16 protein-coding genes are annotated in these 18,742 nt (G+C 69.2%); 10 read left to right on the forward strand and 6 right to left on the reverse strand.

Annotated elements, in window-relative coordinates:
* Positions 1–3 precede the first annotated feature (3 nt).
* Positions 4–1,281, reverse strand: a complete 1,278-nt coding sequence (locus tag FE633_RS15395) for an LCP family protein (protein WP_138045693.1) — start codon at positions 1,279–1,281, stop codon at positions 4–6.
* A gap of 29 nt (positions 1,282–1,310) precedes the next feature.
* The gene (locus tag FE633_RS15400) at positions 1,311–3,392 is read right to left on the reverse strand and encodes a glycosyltransferase (RefSeq protein ID WP_138045694.1); all 2,082 of its coding nucleotides are present in this window, start codon (positions 3,390–3,392) and stop codon (positions 1,311–1,313) included.
* An 818-nt stretch (positions 3,393–4,210) separates the two neighbouring features.
* Between FE633_RS15400 and FE633_RS15405 the strand changes: the two genes are divergently transcribed.
* From FE633_RS15405 to FE633_RS15415, 3 genes are all read left to right on the forward strand, one after another.
* Positions 4,211–6,040: a TIGR03767 family metallophosphoesterase gene (locus tag FE633_RS15405; RefSeq protein ID WP_138045695.1), complete on the forward strand. Its 1,830-nt coding sequence runs from the start codon at positions 4,211–4,213 to the stop codon at positions 6,038–6,040.
* A 225-nt stretch (positions 6,041–6,265) separates the two neighbouring features.
* On the forward strand, positions 6,266–7,276 hold the full coding sequence (locus tag FE633_RS15410; protein ID WP_138045696.1) for a permease: 1,011 nt from the start codon (positions 6,266–6,268) through the stop codon (positions 7,274–7,276).
* Positions 7,273–8,031, forward strand: a complete 759-nt coding sequence (locus tag FE633_RS15415) for a TIGR03943 family putative permease subunit (RefSeq protein WP_138045697.1) — start codon at positions 7,273–7,275, stop codon at positions 8,029–8,031. Before FE633_RS15410 ends, FE633_RS15415 begins: the two co-directional genes overlap by 4 nt.
* A 51-nt stretch (positions 8,032–8,082) precedes the next feature.
* On the opposite strand, the gene FE633_RS15420 is transcribed toward FE633_RS15415, so the two are convergent.
* Together FE633_RS15420 and FE633_RS15425 are read right to left on the reverse strand one after the other, a co-directional pair.
* Positions 8,083–8,730 (reverse strand): MBL fold metallo-hydrolase, encoded by a 648-nt coding sequence (locus FE633_RS15420; RefSeq protein WP_138045698.1) that lies wholly within the window; start codon positions 8,728–8,730, stop codon positions 8,083–8,085.
* Between the two features lie 37 nt (positions 8,731–8,767).
* A complete protein-coding gene (locus tag FE633_RS15425; RefSeq protein ID WP_138045699.1) occupies positions 8,768–9,898 on the reverse strand; it encodes a CapA family protein in 1,131 nt (376 codons plus the stop codon).
* A gap of 74 nt (positions 9,899–9,972) precedes the next feature.
* Between FE633_RS15425 and FE633_RS15430 the strand changes: the two genes are divergently transcribed.
* Positions 9,973–10,872 carry an aminoglycoside phosphotransferase family protein gene (locus FE633_RS15430; protein WP_138045700.1) on the forward strand — a complete coding sequence of 300 codons (900 nt, stop codon included), beginning with the start codon at positions 9,973–9,975 and terminating at the stop codon, positions 10,870–10,872.
* 169 nt (positions 10,873–11,041) lie between these two features.
* Here FE633_RS15430 and FE633_RS15435 read toward each other — a convergent pair whose 3' ends face one another.
* A complete protein-coding gene (locus tag FE633_RS15435; RefSeq protein ID WP_138045701.1) occupies positions 11,042–11,467 on the reverse strand; it encodes a MarR family winged helix-turn-helix transcriptional regulator in 426 nt (141 codons plus the stop codon).
* Between the two features lie 75 nt (positions 11,468–11,542).
* Between FE633_RS15435 and FE633_RS15440 the strand changes: the two genes are divergently transcribed.
* The 3 genes from FE633_RS15440 (at position 11,543) to FE633_RS15450 (ending at position 14,657) form a co-directional block, all read left to right on the forward strand.
* Entirely contained in the window at positions 11,543–11,992 is a 450-nt protein-coding gene (locus tag FE633_RS15440; RefSeq protein ID WP_138045719.1) for a PaaI family thioesterase, read from the forward strand.
* A gap of 243 nt (positions 11,993–12,235) precedes the next feature.
* A complete protein-coding gene (locus tag FE633_RS15445; protein ID WP_138045702.1) occupies positions 12,236–14,140 on the forward strand; it encodes an AMP-dependent synthetase/ligase in 1,905 nt (634 codons plus the stop codon).
* 76 nt (positions 14,141–14,216) lie between these two features.
* Positions 14,217–14,657, forward strand: a complete 441-nt coding sequence (locus FE633_RS15450) for a PPOX class F420-dependent oxidoreductase (RefSeq protein WP_138045703.1) — start codon at positions 14,217–14,219, stop codon at positions 14,655–14,657.
* Positions 14,658–14,747: 90 nt separating this feature from the next.
* Here the strand turns inward: FE633_RS15450 and FE633_RS15455 are convergent, their stop codons facing one another.
* Positions 14,748–15,317 carry a pep a2 gene (locus FE633_RS15455; RefSeq protein ID WP_246113623.1) on the reverse strand — a complete coding sequence of 190 codons (570 nt, stop codon included), beginning with the start codon at positions 15,315–15,317 and terminating at the stop codon, positions 14,748–14,750.
* 302 nt (positions 15,318–15,619) lie between these two features.
* Between FE633_RS15455 and FE633_RS15460 the strand changes: the two genes are divergently transcribed.
* From FE633_RS15460 to FE633_RS15470, 3 genes are all read left to right on the forward strand, one after another.
* Positions 15,620–15,919 carry a DUF5133 domain-containing protein gene (locus FE633_RS15460; protein WP_138045720.1) on the forward strand — a complete coding sequence of 100 codons (300 nt, stop codon included), beginning with the start codon at positions 15,620–15,622 and terminating at the stop codon, positions 15,917–15,919.
* 89 nt (positions 15,920–16,008) lie between these two features.
* Complete coding sequence (locus tag FE633_RS15465) at positions 16,009–18,012, forward strand: alpha-1,4-glucan--maltose-1-phosphate maltosyltransferase (protein WP_138045704.1); 2,004 nt, start codon at positions 16,009–16,011, stop codon at positions 18,010–18,012.
* The coding region (locus FE633_RS15470) for an alpha-amylase family glycosyl hydrolase (RefSeq protein ID WP_246113624.1) at positions 18,009–18,742 on the forward strand (734 nt) is incomplete at its 3' end. The genes FE633_RS15465 and FE633_RS15470, both read left to right, overlap by 4 nt.

Genomic DNA, 18,742 nt, shown 5'->3' on the forward strand with positions numbered 1-18,742 from the left:
CTCTCAACTGCCCTGCTCCGGCTGGAGCGTCACCGCCTGGTCGTCCCTGAGCTCGGTGAAGAGTTTCCGTGCCTTGCGATCGTCCCACCGCACGGCGCTGCCCTTGGAGGTGACGAAGTTGGTGTCGGAGACGGGGACGTTGAGCTGTCTGCCGTTGCCGGCTGTGACGCGCTGCATCGCTTCGAAGAGCGACATGAGCTCCCGCAGGCCCGTGCTCTTGTCCACGATGAGCGTGTCGAGGCCCGCGGCGGCAGTCGGGAAGGCCTTGGAGGGGTTGAGGAGAGTGCCCCGGCTGGCCGCCTTTTTGGCGAGTGCGGCCAGGAACTTCTGCTGGTTCTGGGTGCGGCCCAGGTCGCCCTTGGCCTCCTGCTTGCGTTGCCGGACGAACGCGAGTGCCTTGGTGCCGTCGAGGGTCTGGCAGCCCTTTTGCAGGTCGGCGCCCGACTTCTCGTCCTTGACCGCCCTGTCGAGACACATGTCCACGCCGCCGACCGCGTTCACCACCCCGACGAAGCCCGCGAAGCCGATCTCCGCGTAGTGGTCGATGTGGAGTCCGGTGTTGAACTCCACGGTCCGTACGAGCAGGTCGGGGCCGCCCAACGAGAACGCCGCGTTCAGCTTGTTCTTCGCGGCACGGAAGTTCTTGCCGGTCTCGGGACGGACGTACGGCGGGATGGTCACCCACGAGTCGCGCGGCAGACTCATCATCGTGGTGCCGTTGGCGCCGGTGTGCAGCAGGATCATCGAGTCGGTGCGTCGGCCCTCGGCCGTGCCGGTGCGCAGCTGCTTCCTGGCCTGCTCCGACAGTCCCTCACGGCTGTCCGAGCCCACCACCAGGTAGTTGGTTCCCTCGCCCCTCGGCGCGCGCTGCGCGATCGCGCCGAGGTCGACCTCCTGGTTGAGCCTGGTGTCGGCCCACACGTACGTGCCCAAGAAGGAGGCGATCACCGCGCTGACCACGAGGATCGCCCACCGCGCCAGCCGGCGGCGCCGGGTGGGGCGGGGCTTGGGGGATCTCCTGCCGCGGTCGTAGACGCTCCTGCTCCCGCCCCCGTCCCCGTCCCCGCCCCGGACACGGGACCTGGTCCTGTGCCCGGCGGGCGGGCGCCCGGCGTCCGTGCGCCCCGGGGCGGTGGGCGAGGGCATGCCGGGCAGTGGTGCGGTGCGCGCCGGGGGCGGGGCCGCGTTCCCGTACGGCTGCCCCTCCGTGGTGTCGCGCGGCGGCTCCATCACGCCATCGCGCCGATCGTGGCCCGCCCATCGGTCTGTCCAGTCACTCATCTGCCTGCCCAGTAGCTCATTTCATGGAATCACCTCGTCGGCAGGCTCTTATACGGCGCGGGGCCTCCGATCTGTTCAGCGGCCGTGCCGGAACGCTTGATCCGATGCCATTTCAGCTTGCTTCCGAGCAGCAGGGCGACCACGGACTGGATGACGACCAGATACATCAGCTGCCGGTAGACGAGGAGCTGGAAGGGCATCGACCACAGGGTCCTCAACTTCTCGCCGTCGAGCTTCAACGCGTAGCCCGCGGTGATGAGTTGGATGCCCAGGAAGCCGAACCACACGAGGGCGGACTCCAGCGGATCGCGGAACAGCACGCCGTACAGGGCGAAGACGTCGATGATCGGCGCGAGCAGCGGAAGCAGCACCTGGAAGAGCGCGATGTAGCTCAGTCCGCGCCGGCCGAAGCGCCCGGCCGTGCCCACCCCGAAGAAGGCACTCCGGTGCTTCCACATGGCCTGGATCGTGCCGTAGCACCACCGGTAGCGCTGCCGCCACAGCTGGCCCAGCGAGGTGGGCACCTCGGTCCAGGCGATGGCCGACTCCTCGTAGATCACGCGCCAGCCGGCCCGCCACAGCGTCATCGTGAGGTCGGTGTCCTCGGCGAGGGTGTCCTCGCTGACCCCGCCGACTCCCATCAGCGCGTCCCGGCGGAAGGCCCCGATGGCGCCGGGGATCGTCGGCATGCACTCCAGGACTTCGAACATCCGGCGGTCGAGATTGAAGCCGAAGCAGTACTCGAGGTGCTGCCATTTGGCGAGCAGCCCGCGCCGGTTGCCGACCTTGGTGTTGCCGCTGACCGCGCCGACCGCCGGATGCGCAAGCGACTGCACGAGGCGGTAGATGGCGTCCGGTTCGAAGACGGTGTCGGCGTCGACCATGACCACGATGTCGTGCATCGCATACCCCAGCCCGGTGTTGAGGGCGGCGGCCTTGCCCGCGTTGGGCTTGCGGATCACCGTCACGCGCGGGTCGTCGATCGCCTCGGCGATGTCCGCCGTACGGTCCGTCGAACCGTCGTCGATCACGATGAGCTGCATGTTCTGGTGAGTGGAGTCGAGCAGCGAGAGGACGGTGGACTCGATGCCGGCCTCTTCGTTGTACGCGGGGACGAGCACCGTCACCGGCTCCGTCACCTCCCGCAGCCAGGGCGCGCCGGGACTGAAGCGTTCGAGGCGCCGGACATGGGCACGGGCGAAGAAGGAGAGAAGCACCAGGCGGAGCACGCCGAGACCACCCGCGATGCCGAGCACCCAGATCATGGCGTTCGCGAACAGACGGCCGAGGGTGGTGACCCAGATCAGGCCCGTGCCCTCCCATCGATCGGCGGAGGCTGCCTGCGTGTTGACCGGGAGCAGCCTGAGGCCGGCCGACACGGTGGTGAACCGGTCGACGTTCGGGTCGGCGAGGAGTTTCTTCGTCTCCTGGTACGCGGTATCCGTCTGGCTGAACTGCCGGACCAGGCCCTGGGCCGGCTTCCGGGACGGCTTGTCGGCGGCGACCAGCACATACCCCTTGTCGGCGGCCTGCTTCGCCGCCTGCCACTCACGGCCGCACAGTGTGTCCGCCGAGGTGGTCTTCGGCATCCTCAGCAGAGTGGTGTTCATGCCCGAGGCACCCGCCAACGCGGTCTGGGTCAGATCGAGTTCGGCCGAGAAGCGGACGGGGGACGTCTCGCCCAGGGCGGGGCCGGTGTACGTGTTCGAGCCGATCTCGTGCCCCTCGGCGCGGATCCGCCGCACCAGCTCCGGATGGCGGGCCGCCTGCGATCCGAGGAGGAAGAACGTGGCGCGCGCCCGATTCTGGCGCAGCAGGTCCAGCAGACGCGGAGTCCATACGGGATCGGGGCCGCCGTCGAAGGTGAGGGCCACGGTGCGGGCCGGCATCGAGCCGGTCTGGATGCCGTTGCGGTTGATCCCCACGACAGGACCGCCGTTGGCCACGGCATCCGGTGCGGGTGCGGTGCAGGCGGTCCGCGTCTCCGCGGCGCCGACCTCGTTGTTGGTCCAGCCCTCGAAGAGCAGGGCCGCGAACATCACGGGCAGGACGAGTATCAGCAACAGCCAGTGCCCGCGCGGGTCACGGGATTGCTTGTGCCGGCCCTTCATAAAACTCCAGCCTCCCTCGCGACAGATGCACCATGAAGCGCCGAAGTGGCATGAATCACAGGCAGGTTGAGGCCCACGCGGACGTCCTGGAGGACCGCGTTTCGGTGTGTCGTCGTGACGGCCCGATGACCGCGGCGCCCGATGCCGGTAGCCGCTCGGTCCGGGGTGCGCCCGCCGACAGCGGCCCCGCGTTGCGGGTTCGCTCTCCCGTGTCCGTAAGTGTCGGCGCATGGTGGGCGGTTCGCGGTCTTCTTCCGCTGCCTGGTGGGACTGGCCTTGCACATGGGGGGCGAGTGTAGCCACAGCATTTTGGTTACATGCCAATAACACCGATGCTCATGGGGACGCCGCGGTGGACGGCTCCGTCACGCCCGGGGACCGGAGAGGATCGGTGCACCGACTGTTTCCAGCCACCGCCCAGCGGGGAGATTCCTCGGCCGTGTGACGACCCGCGAGCTGCAGCCTTCAGGGAAAACGCACGCAGCCCTCAGGCAGGCCTGCTTTCCTGTGCTCCTCCTGCGGCCCTCAGCCTCGTACTCCTGACGAGGGTGCGGGACGCGGCTGGGGTCGCTGCGTGTCATCGGAACGGGCGCTTCGACCACCGCCCTGAGAACCGCTCCGACCGTTGCCCGGCGCCGTACGGGTGGCATCGGCGGTCCGCCATCACCGCTGCTCGTCCGTGTCGATGGCGGCGTTCAAGTTTGAGCCGTTCGGCCAAAACTTCCGGTTTCGTTCATTGGAGCGCCATGCCCGCGTCCCGGTGCCCTGAATGAGTGGTTCCGCACAGTGAGTCACCTTGTGGAGCCACCGGAGGGCCCATGGCCGGCACCAGACCCGCCATTAATCGTCGCAACTTCCTACTCACCTCCGGTGCCGCCGTCGCCGGCGCCGGAGCCGGAACGGCGTGGGCTCTGTCGCCCAGGCAGCGCGCCCATGAAAGTGTCCCGCCGCACACCGCGCGCAAGGTCGTTCAGCCGGCCCGCACCGGCACTGCGCCGACCACTCTCGACACGACGGCCCAGCTCGGCCGTGCGAGTTCGGGCGGCTACCGTCGCCTGACCTCCGGTCCCGGCTGGCCCTTGGTCGTACGGGGTGAGGCGGCAGACAGGCGCCCCGGGGCCGGGCGCCAGGATCGGCGCACCGCGCTGGCGTGCTTCGTGCAGTTCACCGACCTCCACCTGACCGACGTGCAGAATCCTCTGCGCACGGAGTTCCTACGGGTCGGCCGGCCGGGCGCGTGGCGGGCGCAGGAGGCGCTCACGGTGGCGGGCGCGGTTTCGCTCGTGGAGCGGGTGAACGCGCTCGGCCAGGGCCCGTACACCGGGCTGCCCCCGGCGTTCGTGATGGCGACGGGCGACAACATCGACAACAACTCCGCGATCGAGCTGGAGTGGTTCCTCACTCTGATGAGCGGTGGCCGGATCGTACCCAACACCGGTTCCCCGACGGCGTACGAAGGCGTCCAGAACTCCGGCCTGCCGCTCTACTGGCACCCGGACGACGCGGCGCTGCGCGACGTCGACAAGGGGCGCGGGCTGCCACACATACCCGGGTTCCTCGACGCGGCGACACGGCCCGTCACCAGCCCTGGCCTCGGCATCCCCTGGTACTCCACGGTCGGCAACCACGACGACCTGCCCGGCGGCTGCCTCTCTCCCCAGCTGGGCGAATACGCGGTCGGCTCCCGCAAGCTGCTGTCAGTGCCGGAGGCGGAAGCGGCCGCCTACGCGCAAGCGCTGCGGACGGGCGACGACCCCAAGAGCGAGGTGCTCACCGCGATCCTGCGCCGGCACGCGGCAGCGGCGCGGCCGGTGACGCCCGACGAACGGCGCCGGACGCTCACGCCGCACGAGTACCTGGCGGCACATCTCGATCCGGCGCACACAGGTGCCGGCGGGCCGGTCGGCCACGGCTACACCGAGGACAATCTGGACGGCGACCGGATGTACTACACGTTCCAGGTGGCCGAGAACGTGATCGGTATCAGCCTCGACACCACCTACCGCAGCGGCCACTACGAAGGCTCACTCGACACCGACCAACTCCGTTGGCTGGAACGGACGCTGACCGCTCTCAGTTCCCGCTCCTACGACACCGACGGGCGGCTCGTACGCAATCTGGGAGCCGACGACGCCCATGTCCTGGTCTTCAGCCACCACAACAGCCCCGCCATGATCCGGCGCCCCGATGCTGCCCGTACGGATGAGCCCCGCCATGACGGAGCGGAGGTCATCGCCCTGCTGAGTCGGTTCCCGAACGTGGTCGCCTGGATCAACGGCCACAGCCACGTCAACCGCATCACCCCGCACATCCACGCGGACGTTCCGGCCCGCTCCTTCTGGGAGGTCAACACCGCCTCCCACGTGGACTATCCGCAGCTCGCCCGGCTGATCGAACTCACCGACAACCACGACGGCACGCTCTCCCTCTTCACCACCCTCGTCGAATCCGCCGCCCCGCACCGCACGGACCCCGACTACACCGACCTCTCGGCGGTCGGCCTCGCGTCCTTGTACCGGGAGTTGTCGTACAACGCCCCCGGCCTCGCCGAGGGCATGACGGCGGGCGTCCACGAGGGCAGGGCCGGCGGCGCCGGCGACCGCAACGCGGAGCTGCTGCTGGTCAATCAACTGTCTCGGGTGCGCTAGCTGCCGAGGGCTGTCAGGAATGGGCCCGAGCCTGCGCGGAACGCGTCCTGCTGCCGCGGCTGTGCGATGCCGACGCGAAGACCGTCGGCCTGCCCCGGGGGCAACGGCGTTGAGCCGAGGGCCCACCAACCACGAGATAAGGTGAGCAGTCCTGCCCGAACCGGCGTACTGAAGGTGGAGCGAAACCGCTCGCGAAGCCCTGCCCTGCCGGAGGTAACGTCACCCGTGAGCACGACCAAAGCAGCCCCGCCCCCGGTCGACGACCGCGACGCGGACGATCCGCAGGGGTGGCGGGTCAACTCGCCTCTCGTCCTGATCATGGTGCTGCTTGTGGTGGTTGCGCTGCAGGGGCCGATCCGCGGGGCGGTGTCCGCGCCGGTGATGCAGAGCTGGATGACCGTGTTCGTCGCGGTTGTGGTCCAGGCCCTGCCCTTCCTCGTCCTCGGCGTACTGCTGTCGGCGGTTCTCGCGGTGTTCGTCCCGCCTTCGTTCTTCGCCCGGGCGATGCCGAAGCGGCCCGCGTTGGCGGTACCGGTCGCCGGAATGTCCGGTGCGGTCCTGCCGGGTTGCGAGTGTGCCTCCGTACCGGTGGCCGGGGCGCTGGTGCGCCGGGGCGTCACTCCCGCGGCGGCGTTCGCGTTCCTGCTGTCGGCCCCGGCGATCAATCCGATCGTGCTGACCGCCACCGCCGTCGCGTTTCCCGGCAATCCCCGGATGGTGCTCGCCCGGTTCGTGGCGAGCCTGCTCGTGGCGTGTGCGATGGGCTGGTTGTGGCAGCGGCTGGGCCGCGCCGACTGGCTGCGTCCACCGGAGCGCCCGTCCTACGACGGCGTCGGCAAGGGGGCGGCGTTCTGGGGATCCGTACGGCACGACGTGATGCACGCCGGCGGCTTCCTCGTCGTCGGCGCGATGGCCGCGGCCACGCTGAAAGCGGTGGTACCGGAAGGCTGGCTGCGATCCGCCGCCGACAACCCCGTGGTGTCGGTCCTCGCCCTGGCGGTCCTCGCGGTGCTGTTGTCGATCTGCTCCGAGGCCGACGCGTTCGTCGCCGCGTCGCTGTCCCAGTTCTCGCTCACCGCGCGGCTGGCGTTCCTCGTGGTCGGACCGATGATCGACCTGAAGCTGTTCGCCATGCAGGCCGCCACGTTCGGCCGCGGGTTCGCGCTGCGGTTCGCCCCCGTCACGTTCGTCCTGGCCGTCCTGGTGTCGGTCCTCGTCGGGGCGGTCCTGCTGTGAACCGGCAGGCACAGGCCATCGTGCTGTTCCTCGTCGGCGGAGCGGTGCTGCGCGCCGGCTCCACCGACCTCTATCTGCGGTATGTCAAAGCCGAGTTGCGCCCGTTGGTCCTCGTGGCCGGCGCCGTCCTGATCGTCACGGCCGTCGCCACCGTCTGGTACGAGCGTCGACGGCCACGCACGGCGGGCGACGGCCGATCGGAGCAGCCGGACGCCCCATCGGAGCCGCACGGGGGTCACGTCCACCGGGAGCCGCGCGTCTCCTGGCTCCTGGTGCTGCCCCTGTTCGCCCTCATTCTGGTCGCCCCGCCCGCGCTGGGCTCCTACAGCGCCATGCGGGCCGGCACAGCCCTGCAGGAACAACCCTGGGGCTACTCCGCTCTCCCCGCCGGCAACCCGCTCCGGCTCAACCTGGCCGACTACGCGGGTCGCGCGGTCTACGACCACGGGCGCTCCCTCGCCGACCGGCCGATCAAGGTCAGCGGCTTCGTCGCCCTCGACCGCAGCGGCACCCCGTACCTCGTCCGCATGGCTCTCAACTGCTGCGCCGCCGACGCCCAGCCCGTCAAGATCGGTCTGTCCGGGCAGCTTCCGCCCGTCCTGCAACCCGATACCTGGCTCGAAGTCACCGGCACCTACACCGACAAGAAGACCAAGGACCCCGTCAACGGCGGCGTCATCCCCTTCATCAACGTCACCCGGGCCAAACCGGTCCCGGCCCCGCACGACCCGTACGACGAAAGCTGGAACGGCTGACCTGCGGCGCTCTTCACCGGTCCGCGCGGTCCTCAACGGTTCGCGCGGTCCTCAGGGGCCTGCGCGGCCCTTTTCGTCGACCTGCGCGAACCGCAACGCGTACGTGCGGCCTTCCACCCCCCACTCACCGGCCGGCGGCTTCGACCCGGCGTCGATGGCCCGCAGAGTGGGACGCCCGATGTGGGCGTAGACCAGTCGCCGCACCCCGTGCCGCACCGCCTGCTCGGCGACGGCGCGTACGCTCGCGTGGCCGCCCACGCCGCCCCGGAACCGTATCGGCCGGTCCCAGGCGGCTGCCTCGGCGAACATCAGATCCGCCCGTGCCGCCCAGGCGGGGAACTGCCAGAACTCCGGTGCCCAGACCACCACAAGTCCGCCCGCCTCGATTCGATAGCCGTACGCGGGATGCGATGTGTGCTCCACCGAGCAGCAGCGCACCAGTACTTCGCCGAGTTCCAGATCACCGGCTCGCACCTGGACACCCCGCGCGGCCGCCTGCCGCCGCAGCGCGGACCGCAGCTCCGCCTGCTCGTCGGTGACCAGCCAGGCGCCGAGCCGCCCGGGCGGTGGCTCGGCCCCGGGCCCGCCGTCGAAGGCGGCACTGTGTCCGGCACACCGCAGCAGCAGACCGGCGGGGGCGAACCGCGGCGAGTTCATCGCCCCCACCCCGAGCAGCGTCAGCCGCAGGCGACGGTTCACCGGCCGGCCCTCGGGACCGGGGACCGGACATTCGTAGTCATGAGGGGCTCCGGTGCGCGGCAGCCGGGTGGTCCAGCCCGAGCGTGCCGTCGGGGTTCAGGGTGATGTGGACGCCGTCGCTGACTCCGTCGAGTGTCGCGCGCAGCCATCCGCGGTCGTCGTCCGTCGTGGGCCCCAGCCGCATCCGCCGAACCCGCAGGGGCACCATGCGGACGCCGGCCAGTCGCCCGGTGCCGGCGTCGACGGCGACGAGGTGGGCGAGGCGAAGGTCGTCGCGGTACTCCTCGTAACCCGAGATGCCCTCGTAGTCGTCGATGAAGTCGCCGCAGCCGTAAAGGATCAGCCGGTCGCGGTACACCTCGACGGGACGAGGGTGGTGCGAGGAATGGCCGTGTACGACGTCGATGCCGCCGTCCACCAGAGCGCGCGCGAATCGGACCTGCTCCCGGGAGACGCGGTAACCCCAGTTGGAGCCCCAGTGCACGGAGACGACCGCGATGTCGCCCGGCAGCTTCACCCGCCGCACCCGCTCCACCGTCTCGGCGGCCGCGGCAGCCGACGGACCGGGGACGAAGGCGACACCGGGCCGGTCCGCGGTCGCCGCCCAGCTCGGCGGGACCCCGCTGCACTCCATTCCCAGGGCGAACACCAGCACACGCCCCCTGCGACCGACCATGACCGTCGCGGGCGCGTACGCCTCGTCCGCGTTGTGTCCCGCGCCCACAGCCCGCAGGCCCGCGCGGTCCAGCGAATCGAGCGTCTCCTCGAGACCCGGGCGGCCGAAGTCCAGCACATGGTTGTTGGCCAGCACGCAGACGTCGGGCCGGGCCACGGCGAGGGCGGGCACGTTGGCCGGGTGCATCCGGTAGTGGACCACTTTCCCGGGCGCGAACGCGTCGCTGCGCGTGATGGCCGTCTCCAGATTCACGATCCGGGCGTCCGGGGAGGCCTCCTCCAGTACCCGGAGTGCGTCGCCCCAGGGCCACGACGGGGCGACAGGGGCGGGGATCGGGCCGTTCGCGGACTCGGCCGCCTCGACGTAGAACCGGGCATCCCCGACGTAGTCCTCCCGCAGTGACGGATCACCGGGATGCGGGAGGATCTGATCGACGCCGCGCCCGAGCATCACATCGCCGCACAGGAACAGCGTCACCACGCCGCCACCCATGACTCCAGCCTAAATGAGTTGACGGGCGGCGGCCCGGAACGTTCGTATGGCCGCCGGCCGGAAGGAAGGTACTCATGGGGGACGGCAAGATGCATGCCGACGAGACGGACATCGACTTACCTCTGGTGCAACGGCTGGTCGCCACGCAGTTTCCGAAGTGGGCGGGCCTTCCCGTCGAACCGATCAAGTCCGTCGGCACATCCAATGCCATGTACCGGCTCGGCGAGGACATGGTCGTGCGGCTGCCCCGCGTGGCAGGGTCGGCGACGGACGTCGAGAAGGAGCATCGGTGGCTGCCGCTGCTCGCCCCGTCGCTTCCGTTCGCCATTCCCGTGCCGCTGGGCAAGGGCACGCCGGGTGAGGGCTACCCCTGGCACTGGTCCGTCTTCCGCTGGCTCGAGGGCGAGAACCCGGACGTCGGACGCATCGCCGAACCCGGCCTGCTCGCCGAGGACTTGGCGGATTTCGTCGCCGCGCTGCACCGCATCGATCCCACGGACGGGCCTCCCTCCTACCGCAGCGAGCCCCTGAAGGCGCGAGACGTCTCGACACGAGACGCGATCGAGGATCTGCGCGGAATCGTCGGCACCGACGCGGCGAACGCCGTATGGGACGCGGCCTTGCACGCCCCCGTATGGTCCGGCCGCGCAGTCTGGATTCACGCGGACCTGCAACCCGGGAACGTGCTGCTCGCCCGCGGGCGGCTCAGCGCCGTCATCGACTTCGGGTGCCTGGGCGTGGGCGATCCCGCCGTGGACCTGATCGCGGCGTGGTATCTGCTGCCGGCCGACGGCCGCGACGTCTTCCGCTCCGCTCTGGGCGCCGGCGAGGCGGCATGGACCCGGGGCCGTGGCTGGGCGCTGTCGATCGCGCTCGACGAACTGCGGTACTACCGGGACACGAACCCGACCATGGCGACCATCGCACGGCGCGTCATCCATGCTGTCCTCACCGATCACGAGCGCTCCCTGTGACCAACCTGCAGACGATTCACGACGTCCCTGTCCTCCTGTACGGCGCGGAGGGCGAGTCCTTCGCCGGCGAACATGACGTCCTGGATGTCATCGGCAAACAGCAGGGACCTGTCCGGCGGAGCACGGGCACGCTCGTCAGTGGGCCCAGTCCTGACACTGGCCCGGAAGCTCAGGGCTCCCAGTAGGCGAGCGCGTGCAGCGCGGCAGCGGTCTCGGTGAACCGGTCGTCGCCGAGCAGGACGCGCAGTTCGGCGTTGAAGCGGTCGATCTCGGGCTGGGCGGCGCGGAGGGCGGCGGCACCGTCGCCGGTCAACTCGAGCACCACGGCCCGATGCTCACGCGCGTGCGGATGTTTGCTGACGAGGCCGGCCGCGGTGAGCCGCCCGACGAGCGCCGTGACGGCGGATTCACGCAGCCCCAGCGTGCGGGCAAGCTGCTGCTGGGTGAGGCCCGGTTGGTCGCGGACCGCGAACAACGCGCCGAGCTGTGCCGTGGTGACACCGGCGGCGGCGAGGCAGCGACGGTCCGCGGTGGTGCGCAGCAGATGCGCCGCCCGCTGCAACAGGAAGAACAGGCGCTCGTCGGGCTCGGGCATGGGTCGATCTTGACAGAGGCGAAGGGCGAACGCCATGCTCACTTCATCAGTGAAGTGAGCATGGGTGAGGTGGGAATGGTGAGCGAAGCTCCGGATCTGGCCGCCGCGCGGAAGGCACTGGCGGCGCAGCCCTTCAGCAGGCTGCTCGGCGCCCGGCTGATGGCCTTCGGCGATGGCGCGGCAACACTGGAGCTGGACATCCGCGAGGAACTGCTCCAGCAGTACGGGTTCGTCCACGGCGGGGTGCTCAGTTACGCCGCGGACAACGCGCTGACCTTCGCCGCGGGCACGGTGATCGGCACCCGATTCATCACCGCCGGGTTCACCATCGACTACCTGCGACCCGCCCAGGGCACGACCCTGCGCGCACACGCACAGGTCGTCCGGGCCGGCCGCACCCGCGTGGCGTGCCGGTGCGATGTGTCCAGCGTGGACGGAGCCGGCACAGAGACGTTGTGCGCCGCGGCACAAGGCACCATCGCGGTACTCGAACCGGCGAATGCGTCCCAACTGACCTACAACTGAGGCAAGTTGGGCGATCCGCTCGGCCGCTCGCGAGGCCCCTTTGCGATGCTGCACCCGCGGTCGGCACTCGCCAGGGCCGCCGCGGCCCCGCGCGGCACCCCTCGGTTTTGAGCCATCGATCAGGTCAAGCCACATGGGGGCTCAGGGGGCACGGCTGTCCCCTAGGTGAGTTACATTTTCGAACGCCCTCGACACCCAGCCTCCCTTTGCGAGAGCGCTCTGCGAAGAATTCTGGAGCGGTGCATGCAACTGACCGAACTTCCTTCACCAGCTCCAGCACGGATGCAGGGAGGGCTCGCCGACAGTCTCTTCGAAACGGCGGACCGCGATCCCACGCTCGCGCTGATCGCGCGCCGTTCCGACGCCTCCCCCGCGACCTGGTCACCCGTGACCGCGGTCGAGCTGCGGGACGAAGTGGTGGACCTGGCGAGAGGATTCATCGCGGCCGGGCTGTATCCCGGCCACCGGGTGGCCGTCATGGCGCGCACCCGGCACGAGTGGACCGTCCTCTGCTACGCGCTCTGGGCCGTGGGCGCCGAAGTCGTTCCTCTCCACCCGACGTCGTCGCACGATCAGATCGCATGGGTCCTCAGGGACGCCAACTGCGTGGGCGTGGTCGTGGAGGACGAACAAGGAGTCATGACCGTCGGCTCGGCGTGCGCCTCGCTGCCGCAGCTTCGCCACGTCTGGCAGCTGGACGCCGGAGCCCTGTCGCAACTCGTGGAGCGGGGCCGGTCCGTACCCCTCGCGAGTGTCGACTCACTGCGCCGGATCGTTCTGCCCGACTCGACCGCGGTCATCGCCTACACATCCGGCACGACCGGACACCCCAGAGGGAGTGCCCTGAGCCACCGCAATCTGGCCAGTCCCTGCGACACACTGCTGGCCGAGTGGCGGCACACGGCGGCGGCGCCCGGAGAGCAACCGGCCATCCTTGTGTTCCTGCCCTTCTCCCATGTGTACGGCCTCATGCTCCAGGGGCTCTGCGTGCGCGGCGGACTGCTGATGGGACACGAGGCCGAGCTCCACGAGAAGGCGCTTTCCTCGGCCCTGCTGTCGTTTCGCCCCACATTCCTCTGCGGCGTCCCGATCATCTTCGAAAAGATCTACAAGAACTTCCTGCGCAAGGCCCAGCAGGACGGCTATGGCCCCCTCTTCGAGCGCGCGGCGCACACGGCACGGCGCTTCGCCGGCGCCGTCGAGCGACAGCAGCTGGGAACGGGCCCCGGACCCAACCTCGAACTGCGGGCCCAGCACACCTTCTACGAAAAGACGGTGTACAGGAGACTCCGCGCCGCGCTGGGCGGACGCGTGTGCGGCGCGATGTCGGGCGGCTCTCCCCTGAACCGTCAACTCGCCCTCTTCTACACAGGAATCGGGATCCTCATCCACGACGGGTACGGACTCACCGAGACCAGTGGCGGCATCACTGCACAGCCCGTGGAGCGGCAGAAGTTCGGAACCGTCGGTCGCCCGCTGCCCGGCACAGAGGTCCGGGTGGCCGAGGACGGGGAGATCCTGGTGCGGGGCCCCTCGGTGTTCCAGGGGTATGTCAATGACGCCCCCGGCACTCGGGCAGCGCTCCGTGGCGGCTGGCTGGCCACCGGCGACATAGGCCGGCTGGACACCGAGGGATATCTGACCATCACCGGGCGCAAGAAGGACATCATCATCACGAGCGGCGGCAGGAGCGTGGCTCCGGCGGCCCTCGAGGAGCGCCTGCGGGTCCACCCCCTCATTCATCAAGCGGTCGTCGTCGGTGACAACCGTCCTTGCGTAGGAGCCCTGATCACCCTGGATCCGGAGTTTCTCGCGCACTGGCGGCGGTCCTTGCCCGTACAGGGCGAAGCGTCGAGCCACGACGTACGAGAGGACAACGCGCTGCGGGAAGAGGTCATGCGGGCGATCGCGGCGGCCAACACCCCGATGTCCCGTTCCGAATCCATCCGGGTGTTCCGCATCCTCCCGGAGCCCTTCGACCCGGCCAACGGGATGCTGACGCCGTCGATGAAGCTGCGAAGAGACGTCATCTCGCGGCACTTCGCCGCCGAGATCGACGCGATGTACGCGACGTCATCGCGAGCCGGGCGGAGACCCGTCCCGGTCGATCCCTTCAGCTGGGCCGACTCGGACAACGTGTTCCAGTGAGGTCGCGACCGTCGATGATCCGCCGGAACACAGGGACGACGGAATGCTTCGCGCTGTTCGGGGCGTTGACACGGGTATGACTCAGGACACAAACCAGGTCGCCTTGCTCAAGCTGCTGGGTGAGTACGACGGCGGTGTGCTCGTCACCCTCAAGCGCGACGGACGGCCTCAGCTGTCGAACGTCAACCACGCGTACTACCCCGATGAGCGGATCCTGCGCGTTTCGATCACGGACGACCGCGCCAAGACGCGCAATCTGCGTCGGGATCCTCGGGCGTCGTACTACGTCACCAGCGCGGACCGGTGGTCCTACACGGTCGTCGAAGGCCTCGCCGACCTCTCCCCCGTCGCACAGGATCCGTACGACGAGACGGTCGAGGAACTCATCCGCCTGTACCGCGACGTCCAGGGCGAGCACCCCGACTGGGACGACTATCGCGCCGCCATGGTCCGCGACCATCGCCTGGTCCTGCGCCTGCGCGTGGATCACGCGTACGGCATTCCCGGCGCCCGTTGAGATCCGGCTCAAGCACAGATCGAGCAAAGGACAACACCGTCGGCCCGGCCGCCGGGGCGGCTCGCGGGCCGGTGGTGTACTCCGGGCAGGTCACACAGAGGTGCGGGCCCCGGTCCTGGGCGGTGAGCCTCCCTTGTCCCAGGAGTGGGCGTCGGCGGACGCGCCGGTGAGAATGATCGCGGGCGCGGAAGCGGCCAGAGCGGGCACCGGCTCCTCGCGGGGAACCTGGCGGGCCTCCCGCAGGTCGGGGGCGGGTGCGGTCGGGACCAGCGGGGCCCGTTCGAGGGCGCGGGCCCGGCGCGAGAACCAGATGATCTTGCCGCCGGTTCCCCTGGCACAGCAGCCCCAGCCGTCGCTCACCGCCGCGATATGAGCCAGGCACCCGGGCTGGGAGTACTTCGGGTGCAGGTCCGCGTCATTGTCCGACACGGCGGTGATGAGGTGCTGGCCGGTCCACCACATCTCGATCGTGGTGTTCTTGTCCGCGGCATGCTCGTCGATCGCGTGAAGCAGCACCTCGGTGCACTGACAGACGGGCTCGACGAGGTCCTCCAGGTTCCAGTACCGGAGGTGGGCGGCAAGAATGCGCCTGACCTGCGCAACCCGCTCCGGGCTGACCTCTATGTCGAGGTGGTAGTAGCAGGACACTACGGTCTTCATCGTCGTTGGCTCCTCACCGGCGAAGCGGCCGCTCCTCCTCGCCCCTACGGGCCGAGCCCCGAACACGAAGCGTGAGCTCTGATCGCTCCTGAGTCACTCCAAGAGTGAAAGCACTACTCCGTTCGTGCAACACGAGAGAGCCACCCAGATCGTTGAAAGCACAACAGGACGTTGAGTGACGTCACGTGCACCATGGGTGAAGGCCTCGACCCTTCCAACCGGTCGGCGCCTCTCGTGCACGGCCTTCGCACACCATCCGGATGAGCCGTGCGCATCGGAGCGGAGGAAAGGTGACCAGTGAGATGCTGCTGCCTGCCAAAGCCGAGGTCGCCAGGCATCTGGAGCGGTACCGGGCCTGGGAACGCCTGATGCTCGCCTCCCCCACCGACCGCACGGTGCGGGGCAACTTCGAGGACACGGGCTACACACTCTGCGTGCTGATGGGCAAGCGATGCGCCCGAGAGGCCGCCCACGCCGCCGAGCGCTATCTGTGCGCCGATTTAACGCCGTACCGGTGGGATCGGGGCGACAAGCCCGACCGGCGCGGCGACCTGGAAAGCCACACACGGCCCCGCGGACTCACGGTGGCCCCGGTGCCATAGGCGCACCCGGCGCATCCCGCGCTTCCGTTTCCGGCACAGGTCCGGACCACGGACGGAACTCAAGGACAAGGAGGACGGAGGTGGAACCCATGACCCGAACCCCGGCCACCGGCCGCGTCCCCATCCGCGATGTCCGGCCGATGGTCGACTGCGGCAGACGCCCGGCGAAGGCGGTCGTGGGGGAAACCTTCCAGGTAACCGCCACCGTTGTCGGCGAGGGCCACCACGCGGTCGCCGCCAACGTCGTGCTGTGCGACCCGAGCGGCCGCCCCGGGCCGTGGACCCCGATGCGCGAACTGGCCCCCGACAGCGACCGCTGGGGCGCGGACGTCACACCGGGAGCGCTGGGCCATTGGACGTACACGGTGGAGGCGTGGAGCGACCCCATCAGCACCTGGCGCCACCACGCGCAGATCAAGATCCCGGCGGGGATCGACACGGAGCTGGTCCTGGAGGAGGGCGCGCTGCTCTACGAACAGGCCGCCGCCGGAGTTCGGGACGGTGCGGAGCGCATGGCGGTACTGACCGCTGTGCGCGCACTGCGCGACACCGAACGCCCCGCCGCGGCCCGCCTCGCCGTAGCACTCGGCCCGAAGGTGGACGCCGTACTTGCGGAGCACCCCCTGCGCGAACTCGTCTCGGCCTCCGACCCGTTGCCGTTGCTGGTGGAGCGGGAGCGGGCGTTGTTCGGCTCGTGGTACGAGTTCTTCCCGCGTTCGGAGGGCGCGGTGGTGGAGGTGGGCCGGCCGCCCATCAGCGGAACTTTCCGTACCGCGGCCAGGCGGCTGGAGGCAATCGCCCGGATGGGCTTCGACGTGGTGTACCTGCCGCCCATCCATCCCATCGGCACGACGTTCCGCAAGGGCCCCAACAACACGCTGTCGGCGGGGGCCTGGGATGTGGGGGTGCCGTGGGCGATCGGTTCTGCGGAGGGCGGTCATGACGCCGTCCACCCGGATCTGGGCACTCTGGAGGACTTCGACGCGTTCGTGGCCGAGGCGGGCCGGCTGGGTCTGGAGGTGGCGCTGGACTTCGCGTTGCAGTGCTCGCCGGATCATCCGTGGGTGGACAAGCATCCGGAGTGGTTCCATCACCGCCCGGACGGCACGATCGCGTATGCGGAGAACCCGCCGAAGAAGTACCAGGACATCTATCCCATCGCGTTCGATCAGGACATGCCCGGTCTGGTCGCCGAGACGCTGCGGGTGCTGCGGTTCTGGATGGATCACGGGGTGCGGATCTTCCGGGTGGACAATCCGCACACCAAGCCGGTGGTGTTCTGGGAGCAGGTGATCGCGGCGGTCAACCGCTCGGATGCGGATGTGCTGTTCCTGGCGGAGGCGTTCACCCGGCCGGCGATGATGCACACGCTGGCGCAGATCGGTTTCCAGCAGTCGTACACGTACTTCACCTGGCGTAACAGCAAGCAGGAGCTGACGGAGTATCTGACGGAGTTGTCGGGGGACGCGGCGGCTTATATGCGGCCGAACTTCTTCGTGAACACGCCGGACATCCTGCATGAGTTTCTGCAGCGGGGTGGGCGGCCGGCGTTCGAGTTGCGGGCGGTGCTGGCCGCGACGCTGTCGCCGACCTGGGGTGTCTACAGCGGGTTCGAGCTGTGTGAGAACACCCCGCTGCGGGCGGGCAGCGAAGAGTACCTGCATTCGGAGAAGTACCAACTACGGCCACGGAACTGGGAGTCGGCCGAACGCGAGGGCCGGTCCATAGCGCCGCTCATATCCCGGCTCAACCGGACACGGCGCCGCAATCCCGCGCTCCAGCAGCTGCGGAACCTGCACTTCCATCACGCGGACAACGACGCGGTCATCGCGTACTCGAAGCGCAGCGGCTCGAACACGGTTGTGGTGGTGGTCAACCTCGACCCGCACCACACCCAGGAGGCCACGGTCTCGCTGGACATGCCACAACTGGGGCTCGACTGGCACGAGTCCGTCCCGGTGCGCGACGAGCTCACCGGCGCCACCTACCACTGGGGCAGGACCAACTATGTGTGTCTGGAGCCGGGCCGCGCGCCGGCACACATATGCGTCCTGCGACCGTCCTCACCGATCGGAGGGTCACCCACATCATGATCGTCAACGAGCCCGTCCCGGACACCTTCGAAGACACCCCCGCGAAAGACCGCGACCCCGAGTGGTTCAAACGCGCCGTGTTCTACGAAGTCCTCGTCCGCTCCTTCCAGGACAGCAACGGCGACGGCATCGGCGACCTCAAAGGGCTGACGGCCAAGCTGGACTACCTGCAATGGCTCGGCGTCGACTGCCTGTGGCTGCCGCCGTTCTTCAAGTCCCCGCTGCGCGACGGCGGCTACGACGTCTCCGACTACACCGCCGTCCTGCCCGAGTTCGGCGACCTCGCCGATTTCGTGGAGTTCGTGGACGCCGCCCACCAGCGCGGCATGCGCGTGATCATCGACTTCGTGATGAACCACACCAGCGACGAGCATCCGTGGTTCCAGGAGTCGCGGAAGAACCCCGACGGTCCGTACGGCGACTATTACATGTGGGCGGACGACGACAAGCAGTACCAGGACGCCCGGATCATCTTCGTCGACACCGAGGTCTCCAACTGGACCTTCGACCCGGTCCGCGAGCAGTACTACTTCCACCGCTTCTTCTCGCACCAGCCGGACCTCAACTTCGAGAACCCCGCGGTGCAGGAAGAGGTGCTGGCAGCGCTCAGATTCTGGCTGGATCTGGGGATCGACGGGTTCCGGCTGGACGCGGTCCCCTACCTCTACGCGGAGGAGGGCACCGACTGCGAGAACCTCCCCGCCACCCACGAGATGCTCAGGCGGGTACG

This window comes from Streptomyces montanus, assembly GCF_005786655.1.
In the GTDB taxonomy this organism is placed as follows: domain Bacteria; phylum Actinomycetota; class Actinomycetes; order Streptomycetales; family Streptomycetaceae; genus Streptomyces; species Streptomyces sporangiiformans.

Excerpts from the sequence above, each read along its gene's own strand:
- FE633_RS15395 (WP_138045693.1), bottom strand. The coding sequence starts at position 1,281 with ATGAGTGACTGGACAGACCGATGGGCGGGCCACGATCGGCGCGATGGC.
- FE633_RS15400 (WP_138045694.1), bottom strand. The coding sequence starts at position 3,392 with ATGAAGGGCCGGCACAAGCAATCCCGTGACCCGCGCGGGCACTGGCTG.
- FE633_RS15405 (WP_138045695.1), top strand. The coding sequence starts at position 4,211 with ATGGCCGGCACCAGACCCGCCATTAATCGTCGCAACTTCCTACTCACC.
- FE633_RS15425 (WP_138045699.1), bottom strand. The coding sequence starts at position 9,898 with ATGGGTGGCGGCGTGGTGACGCTGTTCCTGTGCGGCGATGTGATGCTC.
- FE633_RS15430 (WP_138045700.1), top strand. The coding sequence starts at position 9,973 with ATGGGGGACGGCAAGATGCATGCCGACGAGACGGACATCGACTTACCT.
- FE633_RS15435 (WP_138045701.1), bottom strand. The coding sequence starts at position 11,467 with ATGCCCGAGCCCGACGAGCGCCTGTTCTTCCTGTTGCAGCGGGCGGCG.
- FE633_RS15440 (WP_138045719.1), top strand. The coding sequence starts at position 11,543 with ATGGTGAGCGAAGCTCCGGATCTGGCCGCCGCGCGGAAGGCACTGGCG.
- FE633_RS15445 (WP_138045702.1), top strand. The coding sequence starts at position 12,236 with ATGCAACTGACCGAACTTCCTTCACCAGCTCCAGCACGGATGCAGGGA.
- FE633_RS15450 (WP_138045703.1), top strand. The coding sequence starts at position 14,217 with ATGACTCAGGACACAAACCAGGTCGCCTTGCTCAAGCTGCTGGGTGAG.
- FE633_RS15455 (WP_246113623.1), bottom strand. The coding sequence starts at position 15,317 with ATGAAGACCGTAGTGTCCTGCTACTACCACCTCGACATAGAGGTCAGC.
- FE633_RS15460 (WP_138045720.1), top strand. The coding sequence starts at position 15,620 with ATGCTGCTGCCTGCCAAAGCCGAGGTCGCCAGGCATCTGGAGCGGTAC.
- FE633_RS15465 (WP_138045704.1), top strand. The coding sequence starts at position 16,009 with ATGACCCGAACCCCGGCCACCGGCCGCGTCCCCATCCGCGATGTCCGG.